Genomic DNA, 18,570 nt, shown 5'->3' on the forward strand with positions numbered 1-18,570 from the left:
TGGATCAGCCGTGTTCGGGCAGGGCGGCTTCAGCCAGGGCCAGGTCGTCAATCGTATTGATGTTCACGAAGGCGTCGTCGTCCTCCGCAGGCCAGTCCACGATGACGCGGCCCACGGCCTCGCTGAGGCCCTGCAGGGACAGCCGGCCCTCGTCGGCCCGGCGCCTTAGGACCGGGACGGCGGTGGTGCGCCACAGGGCGCAGACCGGATGAAGCCGGCCCCCGCTTGCGGCCACGGCCACGCCCGACTCGGCCGTCAGGGCGGACTGGAGCCGCGATAGCAGATCGCCCGGCACGCGGGGCATGTCGCAAGCCAGGGTCAGAACCTGGTCGAAGCCGGCGTCCGCCGCCCAGACCAGGGCTGCGAGCAGGCCCGCCAGGGGGCCGTCGATATCCGGCGCATCGAGCACGATCGTCTCGGCGAAACCGTCCGCCTGGGCGGGATCGCGCACCACCAGGATCACCGGCCCGGCCAGGGCGTGAGCCTTGTTCAGCGCATGGTCGAGCAGGCGCAGCCCGTTAAGCCGCCGACGCGGCTTGTCGCCCCCCATTCTTCGGCCGGCCCCGCCGGCCAGGACCGCGACAACGACGGGGCTCATGGGACCTCGCGCGGACGGGGCCGAGGCGGCTTGGCGCGCCGGGTGCGAGGCACGAGCGCAGGCGGCGCGGTCAGACTTGCGGCCTCGGCGGGACTGCTGACCGTCGTCTCGAGATCGCGCACCAGTCCGTCGCGTATGGAATAGATCCAGCCGTGAATCGACAAGACCTGGCCGCGTCGCCAGGCGTCGGTGACGAAGGGATTGCGCGACAGAGCACGGACCTGAGCCAGGACGTTCTTCTCGCAGATGAAGTTCACGCGGGTCTCGGCGTCATGGATAGCCTCTAGGTCTGTGGCGTGGTCCTCGCACAGTCTCTGGACTCGTTGCATCCAGTGATCGAGCACCCCGTGCCTCTGGCCGTCGAGCACGGCGCGAACCCCGCCGCACCCGTAGTGGCCGCAGACGATGATATGCCGGACCTTCAGGGACTCCAGGGCGAACTGGAGTACGGCGAGCAGGTTCATGTCCTGGGCCGGCGCCAGATTGGCGACATTGCGATGGACGAACAGTTCGCCCGGCTGCAGTCCGACCACCTCATTGGCGGGCACCCGGCTGTCGGAGCAGCCGATCCACAGATATTCCGGCGACTGTTGCGCCGACAGGCGACGGAAATACTCTGGATCCAGTCGGGTTCGCGTCGCCGCCCAAGCCAGATTGTTGCGAAGCAGATCCTCGATCATGATGCGGTCTCGCCCATTGGCGCCTCCAGCAGGACGCCCCGGCGCGCCGCAATACGGATGCTGAGCGATCGGAGGTCCGCCGCCGTCAGACGCAGGCGGGCGATGGGCAGGACCACGGCGTTCTCCAACGCAATATGGCGACGTTCACGCGCGGCGAAATCGACGAACAGCTGTCGCGTCTGCAGATCATGGCCAGGCGCCCGACCGTCCATCAAGGCCTTTTGCAGCCGGTCGATCAAGGTCTGCGCATGGGTCAAGTCGTCGCGATGTTCGGCGGACAGGGCGCCCAGGACCGCGTCGAGTTCGTCGGCGGGCTGACACCGCCGACGCAGCAGCGGAAAAAGGTCGTCCTCCTCGTCGATGACGTGCAGCGGCATGTCGTGGCGCAGGAAGTCCAGGATTTCCTGCGCCTCGTCGCCCAGCAGGACGGTCGCGGTACCGACGCGCTCGATCAGTTGGCAGAGCTGGCGATGGCGATAGTGTTCGGCGAACAACCAGTTCAACGGTTCATGGACCAGCTCGGGAGGCAGCCGTTCGATCAGAGAGGTCTGGCTTGTCCTCGCGTCCTGTCCCGTCATGGGTCTAGAACCGGTAGTCGACGGCGGCCCAGACCTTGTCGCGGTCGGCGAAGGCGACCTGGCTTCCATCGAAATGGGCGGCCTTCACCTCCAGAGCCCACCGCGCGTCCAGCGTCAGTCTGGCCGATACGTCGAGCTCCCGACCGTAGCGGACCGAGGCGTCTGCGTCCTGGAAGTCGCGCCAGGCGGCGGTCAAGACGGCGCTGCGCCCCAGCGGCGGTCGGGTCACCGTGTAGCTGATGGTGGCGGAAACGTCGCGCAGACCGTTGGGAGGCGTGGTCAGGAAGACGTCGGCCCAGCCCTGGAAGGCGTGCAGGGTGGCCAGGGGCGTCTGGAAGGCCTGGACGCCGTCGCCATCCAACCGCTCGAGCGCCAGCGTTCCCGTCACAGGGCCGCGCTTCAGTCCTGCGGAGATCTGCCCGTAGTCGAGATCGAACCGGGCTGGATTGGCGCCATATTCCGACTGGCGCGCGTATTCGAGGGCGAAAAGGGCAGACCATTCAGGAGACAGGGGCCGACTCCCTTCCAGTCGTGCGCCCCAGGTCGCCGAGGATTGAGCGGGCGCGTCGGCGAAGTCCAGCAGATAGCCATAGGTCGTGAGCCGTCCCACCGGAGTGGGGGCCTCGATATTGATCAAATGACTGTCCGAGCGCCATTCCCCGACAGGACTGTCGTCGCCGAAGACGCGATGAACCTTGTCAATCCAGGCCCAGGTGACGGTCAGGGGCTCGAACGCCTTGGTCGTCACCTTGACGGCGTCGAATGTCTGTTCGTTCTGGCGGAAACCGACATTACCGACGAAGCGGGCGGCGCCGAGCACGATCCGCTGGCGGCCGAGGACCACCTCGGTGTCGGGCAGGCCGGTCCAGGCGACCTGCAGCCGGTTCAGCTCAAGGGCCTCCGGATCGCCCACGACCGCCCGGTGCGCAGGGCCGTGAATCGTGTCGTTATAGTCGTCGACCAAGGCGGTGACCGCCTCGCCCTCGACCAACAGGCGAAAGCCCGAATAGACCGGACTTTGCCAGCCGAGGCGCGCGCGCAGGGTCAAGGCCGTGGCGTCGTCGAGCCCGTCTTGGCCGACGTCTTCATAGCGCAGGCGGCTATCGAACAGGATGTCGCCCGCCGGACTGGAGGCGGCCGCCGGTGCTGCGGGGGACTGGGCCTGCGCCACGGCGGGCGCCGCTGTCATCAGCAGGCCGACGGCCCAGGCGCGTCCGGTCAAAGCCATGTCAATGTCTCCGGATCAGGGTGAAGGTGCGTGCAGGCTCCACCAGTTTCGATTTCAGAATGGCGCGGACGCAGGCCAGGGCCGGGTCATCGGCGCCCTGGGCGGCGGAGATCAACCGGGTCCATCCCTCGTCGTCGGCCTCGCGGATGAAGTTGGTGATTTCCCCCTGGACGAACTCGGCGGTCGCCACGCCCGCCTGGGCCGCCGTGTCGCGGGCTCGGGCGGCCAGGCCCGGATCCGCTTCGTCGAGCCAGGCTTCCAGCCGCGCCGTCACGGCGGACTGGTCGTTCAGAAGGTCGCCCAAGGACAGGGCCGCCGAAGCGACGGCGCCGTCCTCGGTCACGCTCAGCCTCACACCGCCTTCGCGGGCCTCAGCGGCCAGACCGGAGACATAGCGGGCGGCGGCCGCCGTCCAGGCGCGGCTTTCCAGGTGCAGGGCGATGCGCGGCAGGACGTGCTCGAACGGCAACTGGCGGCCCTCTATGCGCCGATCCAGGCGCAGGACATGCCAGCCGAAGCGCGACCTGACCGGTTCGGACGCTGTTTCGCCGTCCTGAAGCGCATCGAGACCCGCTTCGACCTCGGCGGCGAGATCGCCCGGCGAGATCTGACCCAAGGATCCGCCAACGCCCTTGGACGGGCAGTCGGACAGGCGCTGGGCCAGGTCGGCGAACCGATGCGGATAAGCGGCCAACTCCGTGATCGCAGCCTTGGCCGCCGCCTGCGCTTCGGCCCAGGCGGCCTCGTCCTGAGTCTGGGGCGCCAACAGGATGTGGGAGGCCTCGGTCAGGGCCGGTGTGCAAAACCGTTTCGGCGCATGGTCATAGACGCGACGGCATTCGTCACGGCTGGGCGCGTCCACCAGGATTTCAGCCTCCAGGACCGCGCGGATCAGGGCTTCCTCGGGCGTCTCCTCGCGGCCGTCTTCATCGCACTCCGGGGCCGGGGTCAGACCCAGTTGATCGGCCCGGTCCAGCAGCAGGGCCTTGATGGCCAGGGCGTGGGCCGCCGCCTTGCGCGCCTCCTCGGCGTTCGGCGCAGGATGGTGCTGGGCCTCCTCGGCGACCAGACGCTCTGGCAGGGCCACGCCGTCGATGACGATCATAGCGCTCATCGTGCGGAGCCTCCGATGCGGCGCGTCACGGGCATGCGGCGTTTGCTGCGAACAAGCTGCCAACCGCGGCGGTTGAGATACCAGACCGGCGCGGACAGCATGTGGACGAGCCGTGTGAAGGGGAAGACCAGCAGGATCGTCAGACCCAGCGTCAGATGCGCCCGGAAGATCCAGTGGACATCGGCGATGAAGTTCGCGCTGTTCGGATTAAGGGTGAAGATGCCCTGGGCCCAGCTCATGAACTTGACCATCTCATGCCCGTCGCGGTGGCCCAGCGACAGGGGAATGGTCGCCAGCCCGAGGCAGAGCTGGGTCATGAGGATGATCAGTATGGCCATGTCGCCGAAGCTGGACGTCTGGCGGATTCGCGGATCGAACAGGCGCCGGTGGAGCAGCAACAGGCCGCCCACGAGACAGGCCGAGCCGGCCAGGCCGCCGGCCACGATCGCCAGCATCTGCTTGAAGCCATGGCTGACGCCCAGGAAGTCCCAGACGGCGATCGGGGTCAGCAGACCCACGAAATGGCCCGCGAAGATGGCCAGGATTCCGACGTGAAAGAGAACCGAGCCCACCATCAGCTGTCTGCGCCGCAGAAGCTGGGAGGAGCCGGTGCGCCAGGTGTATTGTTCACGATCGAACCGCAGCACCGAGCCGATCACCAGCACGGCCAGAGCGATATAGGGATAGACGCCGAAGGCGATGAAATTCAGGTCCATGGTCTCGATCCTCAGGCCGCAGCGTCGGCGCGGCGACTATTGTCAGGGGACGGGGCGGCGTTCATGGCGGACAGGATGGCGTCGGCCTTCGGACACCCGGCCTCGGCGGGGCCGAAGGTGACGGCGGTCTCTTCCCAAGCCTTGTCGAGGGTCTCCAGATCGTCCGGATCGTCGTCCGGCTCCTGCATCAAGGCGGCCACCGCGTCGGAATCCGGCACGGCGCCCGTCATGGCCGCCAGCGCACCGAACACGGCGCGATAGGGGCTTTCGCGCTTGTGAAGCCGCTCGGCCAGCGCCGCCAGGACATGGGCGCCTTCGCCGAGCAGAGATGCGGCGTCCTCGTCCGGCAGGGTGGACAGGAAGTCCAGGAACACCGGCAGATGGTCCGGCAGCTCATTGGCGGTCAGCTCCAGGCCGTAAGAGCCGTAGAGCTCGATCAGAGCCGCCATCGCTTGGCCCCGGTCGCGGCTCTCGCCGTGAATATGCTCATAGAGATTGAGCGACAGGGAGCGCGTTCGGTCGAAGAGGTGAACAAACCCCTCCTGAAGCTCGTACAGATCCTCGTGCTCCAGCTTGCGGGCCAGCTTGTCCAGGGCGCTGACGATGGGCGGCGGGACCAGGCCTTCCGAGCGGATGGCGGCCATGATCGCCGGGGCGGCGGTCTGGATGTCCGCCGTCGGATAGGTCAGCAGAAGGGCGAGGGCGCGATAGGTCAAAGCCATGGTCAGGCCACCTCTGCTGTGGGTTTGGCGCGTGAGCGTTTGTCGGGCCCGAATAGCCCCAGTTCGGTGCGGCCGCCGGAACAGCCGTTGCCGAAGGTGAAGCCGCAGTTGCCCCGCAGGTCATAGGCGTCTTCGACCGTCTCGCGGTGCGTCGAGGGAATGACGAACCGGTCCTCGTAGTCGGCGATGGCCATGATCTTGTACATGTCGTCGATCTGGGCCGCCGTCAGGCCGACCGTCTCGGCGAGCCCGTGGTCGATGCGGCCGTCCACCGTCCGGGCGCGCATATAGGCGCGCATGGTCAGCATGCGGCGAAGCGCCAGGGTCACCGGCTCCTCGACGCCTGCGGTCAGCAGGTTGGCGAGATATTTGACCGGGATGCGAAGCGCCTCCACGTCCGGCATGTCGCCGTCCATCTCCAGGGCGCCGACAGCGGCCGCGTTCTGGATCGGGGAGAGGGGCGGCACGTACCAGACCATCGGCAGGGTCCGGTATTCGGGGTGCAGCGGCAGGGCCACCTTCCAGTCAATGGCCATCTTGTAGACCGGGCTGCGCCGCGCGCCCTCGAGCCAGGCCTCGGGCACGCCGTCCGCCCGCGCCTGGGCGATCACCGCCGGATCGTGCGGATCCAGGAAGAGGTCGAGCTGGGCTTGGTACAGATCCTTCTCGTCCGGGGTTGAAGCGGCCGCCTCGATGCGGTCCGCATCATAGAGCAAGACGCCCAGATAACGGATCCGGCCGACGCAGGTCTCCGAACAGACCGTCGGCTGCCCCACTTCGATCCGGGGGAAGCAGAAGGTGCATTTCTCGGATTTTCCCGAGTCCCAGTTGTAATAGATCTTCTTGTAGGGGCAGGCCGAGACGCACATCCGCCAGCCGCGGCATTTGTCCTGATCGATCAGAACTATACCGTCCTCCTCGCGCTTGTAGATGGCGCCGGAAGGGCAGGCGGCTACGCACGCGGGGTTGAGGCAGTGTTCGCACAGCCTCGGCAGATACATCATGAAGGTGTTTTCGAACTGGCCGTAGATCTCCTTCTGGACGTCTTCGAAATTGACGTCCTGCGAGCGCTTGGAGAACTCGCCCCCCAGGATTTCCTCCCAGTTGGGCCCCCATTCGATCTTCTCCATCCGTTTGCCGGTGATCTGCGACCGGGGCCGGGCGGTGGGGAAATGCTTCATTTCCGGCGCCGTCTGGAGATGACCGTAGTCGAAGTCGAACGGCTCGTAATAGTCGTCGATCTCGGGCAGGTCGGGGTTGGCGAAGATCTTGGCCAGGATGCGCCATTTGGCGCCCATGCGGGGCTCGATCTTGCCGTTGGGCTTGCGCCGCCAGCCGCCGTTCCACTTCTTCTGGTTTTCCCATTCCTTGGGATAACCGATGCCCGGCTTGGTCTCGACGTTGTTGAACCAGGCGTATTCCACGCCCTTGCGGCTGGTCCAGACGTTCTTGCAGGTGACGGAACAGGTATGACAGCCGATGCATTTGTCCAGGTTCAGCACCATGCCGATCTGTGCGCGGATCTTCATTGGCCGAACTCCTTGGATTTCAGAGGCTCATCGAGCCAGTCCACCTTCTTCATCTTGCGCAGCACGATGAACTCGTCCCGGTTGGAGCCGACGGTGCCGTAGTAGTTGAAGCCGTAGGCGAGTTGAGCGTAACCGCCGATCATGTGGGTCGGCTTGAGGACGGTGCGGGTCACGGAGTTGTGGATGCCGCCGCGCCGGCCGGTGATCTCCGAACCGGGCGTGTTCACGATCTTTTCCTGAGCGTGGTACATGAAGGTCGTACCCTCGCGGATCCGCTGGGACACCACGGCCCGGGCCGTCAGGGCGCCGTTGGCGTTGAAGACTTCGATCCAGTCGTTGTCGACGATCCCGGCCTTGCGGGCGTCGACTTCAGAAATCCACACCACCGGGCCGCCGCGATTGAGCGTCAGCATCAGCAGATTGTCTGAATAGGTCGAGTGGATGCCCCATTTCTGGTGCGGGGTGATGAAGTTGAGCACGATCTCGGTCTCGCCGTTGGGCTTGAGACCCTTCACATGCGTCGTCTTCAGATCGACCGGCGGCTTGTAGACGCACAGCGCCTCGCCGAAGGCCCGCATCCAGAGGTGATCCTGATAGAGCTGCTGGCGGCCGGTGAGCGTCCGCCAGGGGATCAGCTCATGCACATTGGTGTAGCCGGCGTTGTAGCAGACCGTCTCGCTCTCGATGCCCGACCAGATGGGCGAGGAGATGATCTTGCGCGGCTGGGCGAGCAGATCGCGGAAGCGGATCTTCTCGTCCTCCTTGGCGAGCGCCAGGTGAGCGTGTTGTCGCCCCGTCTGTTTCTCGAGCGCCGCCCAGGCCTTGACCGCCACCTCGCCGTTCGTCTCCGGCGCCAGCATCAGAATGGTCTCGCAAGCGTCTATCGCGCTGTCGATCCCCGGCATGCCCTCGGTCAGCCCCGGTTCAAGCACGGCGCCGTTGAGGGCGCGCAGTTCGTCGACCTCGTGACCGGTCTTCCAACCCAGGCCCTTGCCGCCGTTCCCGAGCGTCTCCAGCAGCGGGCCGAGGGCTGTGAACTGCTTGTAGAGGTTCGGATAGTCCCGCTCGACGACGGTGATCTGGGGCATGGTCTTGCCCGGAATGGCCTCGCACTCGCCGAGGTACCAATCCTGGACCTCGAAGGGCTGAGCCATTTCACCGGGGCTGTCGTGCTGGATCGGGGTGAGCACCACGTCGTGCTCGCGGCCCAGCACCTCGGGCGCGACCGCCGAGAACTTCTTGGCGATCGTCTTGAAGATGTCCCAGTCTGATTTGGACTCCCAGGCCGGGTCCACCGCCGCGGACAGCGGGTGGATGAACGGGTGCATGTCGGAGGTGTTGAGGTCGTTCTTCTCGTACCAGGTGGCCGTCGGCAGAACGATGTCGGAATAGACCGCCGTGGTCGACATGCGGAAATCGAGCGTGACGAGGAGGTCCAGTTTGCCCTCGGGCGCCGCGTCATGCCAAACCACGTCGATAGGCTTGACCTGTCCGGCCTCGCCTAGATCCTTGCCCTGAACGCCATGCGAGGCGCCGAGCAGGTGTTTGAGGAAATACTCGTGCCCCTTGCCCGACGAGCCCAGCAGGTTGGAGCGCCAGATGAACATGTTACGCGGCCAGTTCGCCGGGTCGTCCGGATCCATGCAAGAGAGCTCGATCGAGCGGTCCTTGAGGCCATTCACCGTGTAGGTCTTGGGATCGACGCCCGCCGCCTCGGCGGCCTTGACCAGGTCCAGCGAGTTGGTCTTCAGCGCCGGCGCCGAGGGCAGCCAGCCCATGCGTTCAGCCCGGACGTTGAAGTCGATCATCGAGGCCTTCCACGGCCCTTCCGGCGCCGTCGGCGACAGCAGTTCGTCGACGCCCACGGTTTCGTAGCGCCACTGATCGGAGTGGGCGTAGAAGAAGGAGGTGGAGTTCTGCTGACGCGGCGGACGGATCCAGTCCGTGGCGAAGGCCAGTGGCGCCCAGCCGGTCTGCGGCCGCAGCTTTTCCTGACCGACATAGTGGGCCCAGCCGCCGCCGGATTGACCGACGCAGCCGCACATCACCAGCATGTTGATGACGCCGCGGTAGTTCATGTCCATGTGGAACCAGTGATTCATCGCCGCGCCGATGATCACCATTGACTTGCCGTTGGTCTTTTCGGCGTTGGTGGCGAAGCCGCGCGCCGTGGCGATGATCTGATCCCGCGGGACCGAGGTGATGGCCTCGGCCCAGGCCGGGGAATAGGGCTCCAGGTCGTCGTAGGAGCGCGGCATGCAATCGCCGCCGAAGCCCTGGTCGACGCCGTAGTTGGCCAGGAACAGGTCATAGACGCAGGCGACCAGCGCCTCGCCGTCCTTCAGCTTGACCCGGCGGACTGGGACGTTGCGCGTCAGGACGTCAGGGTGGTCGGTGGAGGCGAAGCCGTTGCTGGCGGTATTGGCGAAATAGGGGAAGCGCACGCCGGCGACCTCATCGTGCGCGTCCTTCAGGCCCAGCTTCAGCGTGGTCTCGCGCCCGGCGGCGTCCCGCTCTTCAAGGTTCCAACGCCCGTCCTCGCCCCAACGGAAGCCGATCGAGCCGTTCGGGACCACGATCTCACCGGTGGCCTCGTCTATGGCGACCGTTTTCCAGTCCGGATTGTTGGCCTGATCGAGATCCCCGACGAAATCCGACGCCCGCACCAGGCGTTCCGGCACATAGCCGCCCTCCTGGGGGACCAGGCGGACCAGCATCGGCAGGTCGCTGTATTTGCGCAGATAGTCGCGGAAATACGGTACCTGCCTATCGATATGATATTCCTTGAGGATCACGTGGCCGAAGGCCATGGCCAAGGCTGCGTCGGTGCCCTGTTTGACGGGAAGCCACAGGTCGGAGAATTTCGACGCTTCGGAATAGTCGGGGCAGATGACGACGGACTTGGCGCCGCGATAGCGGGCCTCGGTGTAAAAGTGGGCGTCCGGGGTGCGGGTCTGGGGGACGTTCGATCCCCACAGCAGCATGAAGCTGGAGTTGTACCAGTCGGCGCTTTCGGCCACGTCGGTCTGCTCGCCCCAGGTTTGAGGCGAAGCCGGCGGCAGATCGCAGTACCAGTCATAGAAGGAGCCGGTGACCCCGCCCAGCAGTTGCAGATAGCGGGCGCCGGCGGCGTAGGACACCATGGACATGGCCGGGATGGGCGAGAAGCCGAACACCCGGTCGGGGCCCCAGCGCTTGGCCGTATAGGCGTTGGCGGCGGCGATGATCTCGGTGACTTCCTCCCAGTCGGCCCGCACGAAGCCGCCGGCCCCGCGCATGCTGGTGTAGGATTTGCGCGCGGCGGGATCGTTCTGAATCGAGGCCCAGGCCGCGACCGGTTCCATCGTCCGGCGGGCCTTGCGCCATACCCGCAGCAGGCGTGAGCGGATCAGCGGATATTTCACCCGGTTGGCCGAATAGAGATACCAGCTGTAGCTGGCGCCGCGCGCGCAGCCCCGGGGTTCGTGATTGGGCAGGCCCGGTCGGGTGCGAGGATAGTCGGTCTGCTGGGTCTCCCAGGTGACGATCCCGCCCTTGACGTAGATCTTCCAGGAGCAGGAACCGGTGCAGTTCACGCCGTGGGTCGAGCGCACGACCTTGTCGTGACGCCAGCGGCTTCGATAGGCCTCCTCCCAACCGCGATCCTCGTCGTTCATGACGCCGTGGCGATCGGAGAACAGTTCGGTCTTGCGCGTGAAGAAGGCGAGACGGTCTAGGGTATGGCTCATGATCAGGCCGCCTTGGGTGCGAGGTTCAGGATCGAGCGCCGGCGGGCGTAGAAGGCCCAGTTGACGACGGCGCAGCTGCAATAGAAGGCGAGGAAGAGGTACAGGGCGATCAGCGGATCCCCGGTCGCCTTCATCGAGTTGGCGAAGGCCAGCGGGATGAAGAAACCGCCATAGGCGCCGATGGCCGACGAGAAGCCGACGATGGCCGCGGATTCCAGCTCGGCCTGCTTCAATCGCTCCGCCGCCGTGGCGCGGGGCATCAGCCGGGGCATGTCGGCGCGGACGAGGGCCGGGATCATCTGGAAGGTCGAGGCGTTGCCGACGCCGGTCCAGAAGAACAGCCACAGGAAGCTGGGGAAGAATAGGCTGAAGGATGGTTCCGCGCCGAAGGCGCCGACGCTCTGAAGCACCGCCAACACCCCCAGGATCAGGGCGTAGAAGACGATCTGTGTGACGTTGTGCCCGCCCCAGCGATCAGACACCCAGCCGGTCAAGGCCCGAGATGCGGCGCCGACCAGGGGGCCGAGGAAGGCGATCTGCAGGATGTTCACATCGGGGAAGAGCGTCTTGCCGAGCAGGGGGAAGGCGGCCGAGAAGCCGATGAAGGACCCGAAGGTGCCGATGTAGAGAAAGCAGATCAGCCAGTTGTGCTTGCGCTGGAACACCACGGCCTGCTCGCGGAACGACGCGCGCGCCGAGGCGACGTCGTTCATGCCGAACCAGGCGGCGGCGGCGGCGATCAGAATGAAGGGGACCCAGACGAAGCCCGCATTCTGAAGCCAGACCTGATGCTGAACACCGTCTTCGACAAAGGTCTGAGGCGCGCCCAGCAGGGGGCTGAACAGGGCCACGCCGGTGATCAGAGGCGCGGTGAACTGGAGGACGCTGACCCCCAGGTTGCCGAAGCCGGCGTTCAGGGCCAGGGCGTTGCCCTTCTGGGCCTTGGGAAAGAAGAAGCCGATATTGGCCATGGACGAGGCGAAGGCCGCGCCACCCAGGCCGCAGAACAGGGCCAGGACGACAAAGACCCCATAGGGCGTCTCAGGGTTCTGGACGGCGACCCCTATGCCGATGGCGGGGATGGCCAGGGACAGGGTCGATAGGGTGGTCCATAGCCGCCCGCCGAAAATGGGGACCATGAAACTGTAGAAGATCCGCAAGGTTGCGCCCGACAGGGCCGGCAGCGCCGTCAGCCAGAACAGCTCGGCGGTCGAAAACTTGAAGCCGACCGTGTTGAGACGGGTCGCCGCCGTGGACCAGAGCATCCAGATGGAAAAGGCCAGCAGCAGATTGGGGATCGAGATCCAGAGATTGCGGCGGGCGATCCGGTGTCCGGAAGCGGCCCAGAACGCGGGATCCTCCGGACGCCAGTCATGCAGAATGTGACGAGACATATGCGTCTTTCTCTAATGCGAACGCAGGGATGAGGAGGCGGCCTTGTCCGGGCCGACGCCCGCCAGTTCGGGGAATTCCGGCAGGTCCGCCAGAATGGGCGCGCGGCGGCGCTCCATCCGGCGCACCGCGAAGTGCATCCAGACGAGGGCGGTCAGGACCAGGAGGAACAGCAGCATGAAACAGCTGGTCCAGACGCCGGTCAGGTCATTGAGGGCGCCGAAGACGATGGGCATGATGAAGCCGCCCAGACCGCCGATCATGCCCACCAGACCGCCGACGGAGCCGACGTGGTCGGGGTAGTAGACGGGGATGTGCTTGTAGACGGCGGCCTTGCCCAGGCTCATGGCGAAGCCGAGGACGAACACCAGGGCCGTGAAGACCGGCAGGCTGATCGCCAGGCGGAAGCGGATCGGGCCTTCGATCCCATCGACCACATAGGCGGTCGCCGGATAGGACAGGATGAAGGTGCAGATCACGCTGATGGCGAAGGTCAGATACATGACCTTGCGGGCGCCGATCTTGTCCGACAACCAGCCGCCGAAAACCCGGAACAACGAACCCGGTATCGAATAGGCGGCCGCCAGCATGCCGGCGACGCCGATCCCCACCCCATAGGCGCCGGTGAGATAGTGCGGCAGCCATAGGGCGAGGGCGACAAAGCCGCCGAAGACGAAGAAATAATAGAGGGCGAAGCGCCAGACCCGCAGATCCTTCAGCGGGGTCAGTTGCATCCAGGCGGCGGCGGCCTTTTCACCACTGCGGCGACGCGCGACCAACTGCGGCTCGTCGCGGGTCAGCAGGAAAAAGCCAAGAGCGATGATCAGCAGGGCGCCGGCCCAGATCTGGGCGACGGCCTCCCAACCCAGGGCCAGCATCACAAAGGGCGCGGCGAACTTGGTAACCGCTGCGCCGACGTTGCCGGCGCCGAAGATGCCGAGCGCCGTGCCCTGACGGCCGGCGGGATAGAATTTCGAGACATAGGCGACGCCGACGGCGAAGGCGCCCCCGGCCATGCCGACGCCGAGGGCGGCGATCAGAAACTGGCCGTAGGTCTGGGCGTAGGACAGCAGGAAGGTCGCCGCCGCCGCCAGGACCATGACGATCAGATTGACGCGCCGTCCGCCGAACTGCTCGGTCCAGACGCCCAGAAAGACCCGAACCAGGGATCCGGTCAGGATCGGCGTTCCGACCAGCAGGCCGAACTGGGCTTCGGAGAGGCCCAGGTTGGTCTTTATCTGGACGCCAATGATCGAGAAAATCGTCCACACCGCAAAACAGGCGGTGAAGGCGAAGGTGCTGACCCACAGGGCCGATGCGGCGCCTGGGGCGGGGTTTTCGGCGGATGCCAACGGACTGCTCCCTTCACGGACGGCGTCTCAGCGGCCGCCGCTCAGCTGTCCTAGCTGGCGTCTCGTCAGTCTTATTTGATGCGTATCAATTCGCGTCTTTGTAAAAGCGGTCGTGTGGCGAATTTATACATGATTTTCCAAGTAAAGCGACATTTGGCAGTTGTTGTCTTGTCTTAGGTCGGGGCGTGGATTGATGTTTGTCAATCGACGGCCTATCGAACGGGGGCGTCGCCTAGATGGAATCAACCTGTTCCGTCGAGGAGACGACTGTCCCGACCGCATCAGGAGCCATAGCCATGACCATGCGCGCTTCCGATCTCGATCGCGTCCGAGCCCTGCCGTTGTTTTCGCGGGCCTCGCCCGAGGTCTTTCGCGACGTGACGGCGGGGGCCTTTCTTCAACGGTTTCCTGCCGGAACCACGCTTCTGATGGAAGGCGACACGGTCGACTTCCTCTATGTTCTTCTGGAAGGCGCGGTGGAGCTTCAGGGCTCGTGGAAGGAGAAGGAGACGACGCTGGCGCTGCTGCGTCCGGTCTCGACCTTCATCCTGGCCGCAGTCGTGCTTGATGCGGACGCGCTGATGTCTGCGCGCACCCTGGAGCGATCTGAAATCCTGATGCTGTCGGGCGAGGCTCTGCGTCGCACCATGCGCCAGGACGCGGACTTCAGCTTCGCCGTCGCGGAGGAAGTGTCCGGCTGTTATCGGGGATTGGTCCGGGCCGTAAAGAACCAGAAGCTGCGGGGCGGGGTCGAGCGGCTGGCCAATTATCTGATCACCCAAAGGGCGCGTCAGGGTTTGCGTGATCCGATCGTCTTGCCGCACGAGAAGCGCGTACTGGCGTCACTGCTGGGCATGTCGCCCGAAAATCTGTCCCGCGCCTTCGCTGGTCTGTCCAGCTACGGGGTCGTGGTGCGCGGCGCGGAAGTGAGCCTGGGACGTCCGGACGCCCTGGAACGACTGGCGCGCCCGCACCCGCTGATCGACAACCATATGCCCGCGCCCGCCGGCGGCGCCGGCAAGGCGGAGATCGAGCGGTGGACGACCCGCTCAGGGCGCACCTGCGGCTCAAGTCTGTCCTGATCAGCCGCCGAGCTGGGCGAGGTTTTTTAGGTCGCCCGAACGACCCGACGCCAGGTCGTGGCCGGCGGCCTTGCCGCCGAGCGAGGAGACGATACGACGGGTGAGGGCTTCGCGGTCGTCGTCGTTCTGCAGCAGTTCGCGCAGATCGACGCCCCCGTCGCCGAACAGGCAAAGCCGCAGTTTGCCTCGTGCGGTCACGCGCAGCCTGTTGCAGCTGTCGCAGAACCCCGGCGCATAGGGGGCGATGAAGCCGAGCGCGCCGGCGTGATCGGGATGGCGGTATTCGAAAGCCGGGCCTGCGTCGAAGGCGCGCGGCGTCGGCATCCAACCGTTGTGATCCAGCCAGGCGCGGAATCTGTCGGCCCTGACATGATGGCGGGTGAAGAAATCGTCGTTTTCGGTCGTCTTCATCAGTTCGATGAAGCGAACGGAGACGGGGCGGTCGCGCACGAAACGCGCCCAGTCGTCGAATCCCGCCTCGGCCGTTTCGCGCAACAGGACGGCGTTGACCTTGACGGCGGAGAAGCCCTCCTCAAGGGCGCGGTCGAGCCCCGTCAGAACCTGGCCCAATTTGTCGTGGCCGGTGATCCGATGAAAAACCTGCGGATCGATGGAGTCGATGCTGAGGTTGATGTGGGTCAGTCCTGAGGCGCGCCAGCCCTCGACCTGGCGCGCCAGGTTCCAGCCGTTAGTGGTTACGGCGATCTTGGCCACGCCGGGCGAGGCGGCGACCGTCCGCAGGATCGCGTCGAAATCCTTGCGGACGGTCGGCTCTCCGCCGGTCAGACGCACCTTGCTGAGGCCCAGGTCCGAAAATCCGGCCACCAGCCGACCGATCTCCTCGACTGTCAAAAACGACAGAGGGCCCGTCTTCTTCCAGCCGTTCGGCAGGCAATAGGTGCAACTGAAGTTGCACACCTCCGTGACCGAGAGGCGAAGATAATGGAACCGGCGGCCAAAGCCGTCGGTCATGGCAGCGGCGTCAAACGCCATGGAAGCTCCTTTCCAGAGGCGGGAGGCGGAGGGATTTCTCCCGCCGCCCTCGATCCTTGCGGATCCGGCCGTCAGACCTTGGCGCGATTGCTGTAGGTCGGACGGCTCGGAGCGAATACTGACTGATGTGTTACACGATGAACCTGCACCCGACTATGATGGGCGCGTGGAATGATCTTGACGAAGATCAAGTCGAAACCCTTCAAGTCTTGTGCGGCCGGGCGGACGACCATGTTAATCGGCCGAAGCGATGCCCGGGGCGCCGCGTGGAGAGACGAGCCCATGTCGATGAAAGAAGGCGATGTCGGACGGCGTCGCGTGCTGGCCCTGATCGGGGCGACGGCTCTGGCGGGATGCGCGCCCCGCTCATCCGAAGACCGGCCGCTCGACCTGTTCGCGGCGGCCAGCCTGCGTGAAGTGCTCGACGCCGCCGCCGCCCAGTATGATCGGTCCTCGGGGCGGCGCGTTCGCGCGACCTATGCCGGCAGCGCCCAGCTCGCGCGTCAGATCGCGCAAGGCGCCCCGGCCGATCTGTTCATCTCGGCCGACGAAGACTGGATGGACTGGCTGCAAGGCCGCGGCCTGGTCGAGATCGCCGCGCGCCGCCGCCTCGCCGCCAATCGGCTGGTGTTGGTCGCGCCGGCCTCGGCTGCGGCCGGCATGGTCGATCTGGCCTCGCCAGACGCCGTGGCTCAGCGACTAGGGGAGGGCCGTCTGGCCATTGCCGAGGCCTCAGTGCCGGCGGGCCGTTATGGGCGACAGGCGCTTATGCGTCTGAACCTCTGGTCCCAGGTCAAGGATCGCCTGGCGCCGACAGCGGATGTACGCGCCGCCCTGGCGCTGGTGGCGCGAGGAGAGACCCCGCTCGGGGTGGTCTATGCGACCGACGCCCGCGTCGAGGCGAAGGTCCGGGTGGCGGCGGTCTTTCCAACGGACGCCCATGTGCCCATCCTCTATCCCGGCGCGCCCGTCCGACGCCTTGACGGGGCCGGGGATATTCAGGGGGCGCAGGTCTTCCTCGATTTTCTGACCAGCCCCCAGGGTCAGGCTTTGTTTAGGGAATTCGGCTTTGCCCCGCCCGTTTGAGCCCGTCCGGTGATCCCGTTCAGTCTCGAGGAACAGCAGATCATCGGTCTGTCGCTGAAGGTCGCGGCGACCGCGACCCTGTTCAGCCTGCCGCCCGGCGTCGCCCTGGCCTATCTCCTGTCGCGCGGCGACTTCCCCGGAAAGGGCCTGCTGTCGGGCCTGACCCATTTGCCGCTGATCCTGCCGCCGGTCGTGACAGGTTATGGGCTCTTGCTGCTGTTCGGACGCAGCGGTCCGCTTGGCGCCTGGCTGGAGCCGCTGGGAATCGTCTTCGCCTTCGATTGGACGGGGGCGGCGCTGGCCGCCGCCATCATGGGGTTTCCGCTGCTGGTGCGGGCCGTCCAGCTGTCGTTCGACCTTGTCGATCCCCGAATCGAGCGGGCCGCTGAAACCCTGGGGGCCAGCCCCTTCATTCGTTTCCTGACCGTCACTCTGCCGCTCGCTCTGCCGGGTCTCGCCGCCGGAACCGTGCTCGCCTTCGCCAAGGCCTTGGGCGAGTTCGGCGCCACCATTACCTTCGTCGCCAACATACCCGGCGAGACCCGCACCCTGCCGCTGGCCATCTATAGTCTGACCCAGGCGCCGGGCGGCGAGGCCGCTGCGCTGCGGCTCGTCCTGATCTCCATCGGCGTCTCGATTACGGCGCTCCTGATCTCCGAGTGGGGCGCCCGGGTCGCCGCCCAGCGGATCGGGGCGACGCGATGACCCTGGACGTATCCTGTCAGATCGAGCGCGGCGATTTCTCGTTGGAGATCGATTTCTCGAGCGACGCCCGCATCACCTGCCTGTTCGGCCGCTCGGGCAGCGGAAAAACCACTCTGGCCGAGGTCGTCGCCGGCCTGATCCGCCCCCGTAGCGGCCGGGTGGCGCTGGACGGAGAGGTCTTGTTCGACGACTCAACGGGTCTGTCGATTCCGACCTGGAAGCGGCGTATCGGCTACGTGTTCCAGGACGCGCGCCTGTTTCCGCACATGACGGCGCGGGACAATCTTCTGTACGGCCCGCGACGGGCCGGCGATCCTCGGCCGGATCTGGAGGAAATCGTCGCCCTGCTGGGGCTTGAAGCCCTTCTGGAGCGGCGGCCCGGCGTGTTGTCGGGCGGCGAGGCGCGCCGGGTCGCGATCGGGCGTGCGCTGTTGACCCGCCCCCGGTTGCTGATCCTGGACGAACCCCTTTCGGGCCTGGACGGCGCCCGACGCGGCGAAATCCTGCCCTATCTCGATCAGTTGTCGCGAGCGGGACCGCCCATTCTCTACGTCAGTCACGCCGTCGAAGAGGTCGCGCGTCTGGCCGATCGTGTGGTGCTGGTCGGTGACGGTCGCGCCGTGGGCGCCGAGCCCCCGGACCAGGCTTTCGACCGGCCGGAGGCCGAGACCGCCGCCGGGCTCAGTGCGCCGCTGTCCATCCTCGACGGGCGGGTGAGCGGGCACGACCCGGCCGGCTGCGCCACGCGGATCGACCTGGCCGGAACCCCCTTCCTGTCGCCGCTTCTGGATGTCGCGCCGGGCGAGCGGCTGAGGATCGTGGTCGATGCGCGCGACGTGGCCCTGGCCCTGACCGACCCGATCGACGCCAGTTTCCAGAACCGGCTGCCGATGCGGGTGGCGAGCCTTGAAACCCGAGGAGACGGGGTTCTGACGCGGCTGGAGGCGGGCGGGCTCACGCTGAAAGCCCTGGTCACGCCTCAGGCCTGTCGCCAGCTCGATCTGACGCCCGGCTTGCCCGTGATCGCCCTGGTCAAGGCGACCGCCGCCGCGCGCTACGCCTGACAG

The 18,570-nt window shown here is 66.1% G+C and carries 16 protein-coding genes and 1 riboswitch; of the genes, 4 read left to right on the forward strand and 12 right to left on the reverse strand.

Going from position 1 to position 18,570, the window contains the following annotated elements:
* Positions 1 to 4 precede the first annotated feature (4 nt).
* From mobA to AC07NC_RS14290, 11 genes are read right to left on the reverse strand one after another with little or no spacing between them, the layout of a single operon-like run.
* Positions 5 to 598 (reverse strand): molybdenum cofactor guanylyltransferase, encoded by a 594-nt coding sequence (mobA, locus tag AC07NC_RS14240; RefSeq protein WP_008262656.1) that lies wholly within the window; start codon positions 596 to 598, stop codon positions 5 to 7.
* Complete coding sequence (locus AC07NC_RS14245; protein WP_008258838.1) at positions 595 to 1,278, reverse strand: carbonic anhydrase; 684 nt, start codon at positions 1,276 to 1,278, stop codon at positions 595 to 597. Before AC07NC_RS14245 ends, mobA begins: the two co-directional genes overlap by 4 nt.
* Positions 1,275 to 1,856 carry a hemerythrin domain-containing protein gene (locus AC07NC_RS14250; RefSeq protein ID WP_008263206.1) on the reverse strand — a complete coding sequence of 194 codons (582 nt, stop codon included), beginning with the start codon at positions 1,854 to 1,856 and terminating at the stop codon, positions 1,275 to 1,277. The genes AC07NC_RS14245 and AC07NC_RS14250 overlap by 4 nt, the downstream gene beginning before the upstream one ends.
* 4 nt (positions 1,857 to 1,860) lie before the next feature.
* Positions 1,861 to 3,084 (reverse strand): hypothetical protein, encoded by a 1,224-nt coding sequence (locus AC07NC_RS14255; protein ID WP_008263836.1) that lies wholly within the window; start codon positions 3,082 to 3,084, stop codon positions 1,861 to 1,863.
* A 1-nt stretch (position 3,085) separates the two neighbouring features.
* On the reverse strand, positions 3,086 to 4,198 hold the full coding sequence (locus AC07NC_RS14260; protein ID WP_154725584.1) for a peptidylprolyl isomerase: 1,113 nt from the start codon (positions 4,196 to 4,198) through the stop codon (positions 3,086 to 3,088).
* Positions 4,195 to 4,914, reverse strand: coding sequence for a respiratory nitrate reductase subunit gamma (narI, locus tag AC07NC_RS14265; RefSeq protein WP_008263174.1), 720 nt, complete (start codon positions 4,912 to 4,914; stop codon positions 4,195 to 4,197). Before narI ends, AC07NC_RS14260 begins: the two co-directional genes overlap by 4 nt.
* Before the next feature lie 11 nt (positions 4,915 to 4,925).
* On the reverse strand, positions 4,926 to 5,636 hold the full coding sequence (narJ, locus tag AC07NC_RS14270) for a nitrate reductase molybdenum cofactor assembly chaperone (protein ID WP_008262296.1): 711 nt from the start codon (positions 5,634 to 5,636) through the stop codon (positions 4,926 to 4,928).
* Positions 5,637 to 5,638: 2 nt separating this feature from the next.
* Positions 5,639 to 7,165, reverse strand: coding sequence for a nitrate reductase subunit beta (narH, locus tag AC07NC_RS14275; protein WP_008261108.1), 1,527 nt, complete (start codon positions 7,163 to 7,165; stop codon positions 5,639 to 5,641).
* Positions 7,162 to 10,893 carry a nitrate reductase subunit alpha gene (locus AC07NC_RS14280; RefSeq protein WP_154725585.1) on the reverse strand — a complete coding sequence of 1,244 codons (3,732 nt, stop codon included), beginning with the start codon at positions 10,891 to 10,893 and terminating at the stop codon, positions 7,162 to 7,164. The genes narH and AC07NC_RS14280 overlap by 4 nt, the downstream gene beginning before the upstream one ends.
* A 2-nt stretch (positions 10,894 to 10,895) precedes the next feature.
* On the reverse strand, positions 10,896 to 12,287 hold the full coding sequence (locus AC07NC_RS14285; protein ID WP_008262382.1) for an MFS transporter: 1,392 nt from the start codon (positions 12,285 to 12,287) through the stop codon (positions 10,896 to 10,898).
* Positions 12,288 to 12,299: 12 nt separating this feature from the next.
* Complete coding sequence (locus AC07NC_RS14290; protein ID WP_154725586.1) at positions 12,300 to 13,637, reverse strand: MFS transporter; 1,338 nt, start codon at positions 13,635 to 13,637, stop codon at positions 12,300 to 12,302.
* A gap of 296 nt (positions 13,638 to 13,933) precedes the next feature.
* Between AC07NC_RS14290 and ftrB the strand changes: the two genes are divergently transcribed.
* Complete coding sequence (gene ftrB, locus AC07NC_RS14295; RefSeq protein WP_154725587.1) at positions 13,934 to 14,719, forward strand: transcriptional activator FtrB; 786 nt, start codon at positions 13,934 to 13,936, stop codon at positions 14,717 to 14,719.
* Here ftrB and moaA read toward each other — a convergent pair whose 3' ends face one another.
* Positions 14,720 to 15,712: a GTP 3',8-cyclase MoaA gene (moaA, locus tag AC07NC_RS14300; protein ID WP_008264188.1), complete on the reverse strand. Its 993-nt coding sequence runs from the start codon at positions 15,710 to 15,712 to the stop codon at positions 14,720 to 14,722.
* Positions 15,702 to 15,836: riboswitch (molybdenum cofactor riboswitch) on the reverse strand. It overlaps the preceding gene by 11 nt.
* 158 nt (positions 15,837 to 15,994) lie before the next feature.
* Between moaA and modA the strand changes: the two genes are divergently transcribed.
* Genes modA through modC form a run of 3 tightly spaced genes read left to right on the forward strand, consistent with a single transcriptional unit; the run spans position 15,995 to position 18,567 of the window.
* The gene (gene modA / locus AC07NC_RS14305) at positions 15,995 to 16,798 is read left to right on the forward strand and encodes a molybdate ABC transporter substrate-binding protein (RefSeq protein ID WP_008263547.1); all 804 of its coding nucleotides are present in this window, start codon (positions 15,995 to 15,997) and stop codon (positions 16,796 to 16,798) included.
* Positions 16,799 to 16,807: 9 nt separating this feature from the next.
* The gene (modB, locus tag AC07NC_RS14310) at positions 16,808 to 17,503 is read left to right on the forward strand and encodes a molybdate ABC transporter permease subunit (RefSeq protein WP_008262437.1); all 696 of its coding nucleotides are present in this window, start codon (positions 16,808 to 16,810) and stop codon (positions 17,501 to 17,503) included.
* Positions 17,500 to 18,567 (forward strand): molybdenum ABC transporter ATP-binding protein, encoded by a 1,068-nt coding sequence (modC, locus tag AC07NC_RS14315; protein WP_008264113.1) that lies wholly within the window; start codon positions 17,500 to 17,502, stop codon positions 18,565 to 18,567. The genes modB and modC overlap by 4 nt, the downstream gene beginning before the upstream one ends.
* The last annotated feature ends 3 nt before the right edge of the window (positions 18,568 to 18,570 follow it).

The sequence above is a fragment of the Brevundimonas sp. GW821-FHT10A07 genome (assembly GCF_059415785.1).